At 53.9% G+C, this 2,995-nt stretch carries 2 protein-coding genes; both read right to left on the minus strand.

Annotation, left to right across the window (positions count from 1 at the left end; genetic code table 11):
* On the minus strand, window positions 1-838 hold an 838-nt coding region (locus VTU_RS32555), incomplete at its 3' end, for a hypothetical protein (RefSeq protein ID WP_201766100.1).
* 424 nt (window positions 839-1,262) lie between these two features.
* The coding region (locus VTU_RS25930) for a putative toxin (protein WP_010101933.1) at window positions 1,263-2,995 on the minus strand (1,733 nt) is incomplete at its 5' end.

Below are 2,995 nucleotides of genomic sequence, written 5' to 3' on the forward strand. Positions count from 1 at the left end.
TCGCCCAGTATTTCTCGCAGGCAGCGATGCCATGAAACAGTTTCCTGATTTTTGCTTCGGAATCAATGTGGTCAGGCATCAAGCGTGGATCGGTTTCACAAAAGGTCTCCAGCACTTTTCTGCCAAACTCCCATTTTGTGGTGTCGATATCAGTAACGATGGAAATTTTAATATATGGCATCCTCATTGTAGATTTTGGTCTTTTCAAAATCCGAATCGTTTCTATGGTTTCTGGCGGATTGATTTGGTAAACGGTGCCCTGCACCTCATGAACTCTATCCCACAGCTCTTTTGATATGACCTGATTTAATGGAGTTACCACCAGGGCATATGGAGCTTTCGTAGCGGCAGCGATCTGCAGTTGTGCTTTGAACTTACTATCCAATGACAGGCTTATCCCGCTATTTCCTCCGATCATGCCAGCGGGCTGCCCCGTATTGTCTGGATCGGGCGTGGAGTTCTCCGGGAGTTCGGTTGCTTGGTTCAGAGGTTCGTTGGTGAGACGAATAAATCCTGGTCTCAGCAGTTTCTTCAACTCGGATCGCCGCGCAGAGAACAGCGGGAAGTTGTCTGCCACGTCGAAAATATTTTCGGTGAGAATCACCAAGTGTCCATCGCCAATTGCCTCGACGGCAAAGCCATTGGCGCGCAGCTTTTCTGCATCGATTTCCTTGGTGTATTCCCGGCCAAAGAAGGTTGCCCACCCCAGGTTTGGAATGCCTTCGTCCTCCAGAACTGCAGCCGGTGGGCCTGCGAGGAAATGGTCTGCGGCAACAATCGCGTGCTCGTCTGTTCCAAATGCATCGTCCCTTGTTTCAATATCGGTGAACAAATGCAAAATGGCAAACTGCGGGTTGGCGAGTTCAACAAGGCGGTGGAACAGGCGGATCCAGTCGATTTTCTGTTGGCGTCAGCACTACCCTTTAGCCATCCGGGACGAAGCTCGCCGAACCGGTTCACCTTGGTATGGATCATTTCATAATGATACTTTACCGCTTTGTTCCGCTTCCACCCACAATCTTCTTTTACAAATCTACACCCAAAACCAAGTTTGCTCGCGGCTATGACGTTTTCCTCCGCCCAGTATTTTTCGCACGCAGCGATGTCATGAAATGGTTTTTTGGTTTTTGGATCGGAATCAAGGTAGCCAGGCACCATTCGTGGATCGGTTTCACAAAATGTCTCCAGCACTTTTCTGCCAAACTCCCATTTTGTGGTGTCGATATCAGTAACGATAGAAATTCGAATATATGATTTTTCCATTACTTAGGCCTCTTTGAAATTCGAGTCATTACCCCAGTTTCCTGATTTAATTGGTAAACTCTGCCCTTCACCTCAAGAATTTTATCCCACAGTTTTTCTGATATGACCTTATTTTCTGGACTCACCACCAAGGTATATCGAAGTTTCTCATCGACAGCATGCTGCAGTTGCGCTTTGAACTGACTATCCAATGACAGGCTTACCACGTTCTTTGCCTCGACAATAGTGGACCGCCCCAAAACGTCAGGAATAGTGGTAACCCGTGTCCCATCGCGCAGGGTCACTTGTTTTGGCGTGAAGTTCTCCGGAAATCCGGGTATCTTGTGGAGTGCGTTTTGAAACTCACGGCCCTTGAGCCAATTTTCCCCAATCTGCGATCCGCCGCCAATGGGGTTTTTCCATTGGATGCCGTTGCCTGTGTCGCTACGCGACACAATCTCCTGCTTGCCCGCGCTGTTAAGCGTGAAGTATTGGCCGCTGGGGCGTTGGTCGCTAGTCCGTTGAAAGACCGGGGTGACGCCATCTGCTGCGGTCCCGACGTGGGTCAACGATCCATTGTCTGGGCCGGTAAAAGTGCCGTTGTTCGAGTTGAATTTGTATCCATACTGCGTAGCGAGTGCGATGGTCTTGGCGTCAGTTGCCGCCGCATTGCCTGTGGCGATGAGGGGGTCCTTGAACGTGACGGTGGTGTTGTCGGGGAGAGGGCTCGTCGTTGGTGCTGGGGTCGGTGTATTCGGCGTGCCTGCTATGGGAAGCGGGTTGCCCTGCGCATCCGTGTCGGTTGTCTTTCCGTATCCAGGAATTCGTTGCCCGTAGCTTGGCGATTCCCCTCCGGCAGAAGTTGCGGGCGCCGCCGCATTGCCTGTGGCGATGACGGGGTCCTTGAACGTGACGGTGGTGTTGTCGGAGGGGGTACGCGTCGTTGGTGTCGATGTATTCGGTGTGCCTGCCGTGGGCAGCGGGTTGCCCTGCGCATCCGTGTGGGTCGTCTTTCCGTACCCGGAAATTTGTTGTCCGTAGTTTGGCGATTCCCCCTTGGCAGACGTTGCGGGCGCCGCCGCATTGCCTGTGACGGTGGTGTTGCCGGTGGTGTTCGTTGGTGCTGGGGTCGATGTATTCGGCGTGGCGCCTGCCGTGGAAAGCGGGCTGCCCTGCGTATCCGTCGTCTTTCCGTATCCAGGAGTTCTCTGCCCGTAGCTTGGCGATTCAGCCGCGGCAGACATTGCGGCCCTGTTCGGCGCCTTGCCTGCAGATATCGGCCTGCCGGGCATCGCGCTCATTCCCCCGCCCAGTGCAGCGACCAGTGCGTCGCCGTCCGTTGCCTTCACCAGCACCAAGTTGCGTTTCAAATAGTCGATGTCCCCCGTTTTTTCGTACAGCAGCTGGAAGTTGGTCTTGCCGAGGCCGGCGATCTGCCGAATGTGGATGTCGGCGAGGTTGATCTGCAAGTGCAGATCGGCGCTTTTCTGCGCGTCTGTCGTGCCACGGAGCTCGGTCTGCCATGCGTCCTTTAGCGTGGCAAAACCCGCCATCGTCTTGCCAAGGTCGTTTTGAATCTGCTCGATCTGCTCGACGCTGCGCGAAAACAGGTTTTCATCAATGGCAGCGTTGCGGCGCAGGGACTCCGCATGGAGTGCCTTGACCGCTTGGCAGGCATCCGCGCTGCCCCCGTGGCACTCCCTTTGCTTGCGGAGGTATTCGTCGAACTCCAAGTGGTTCAGGTAGTTGTTCT

The sequence above is a fragment of the Verminephrobacter aporrectodeae subsp. tuberculatae At4 genome (assembly GCF_000193225.1).
Classification (GTDB): domain Bacteria; phylum Pseudomonadota; class Gammaproteobacteria; order Burkholderiales; family Burkholderiaceae_C; genus Acidovorax; species Acidovorax aporrectodeae.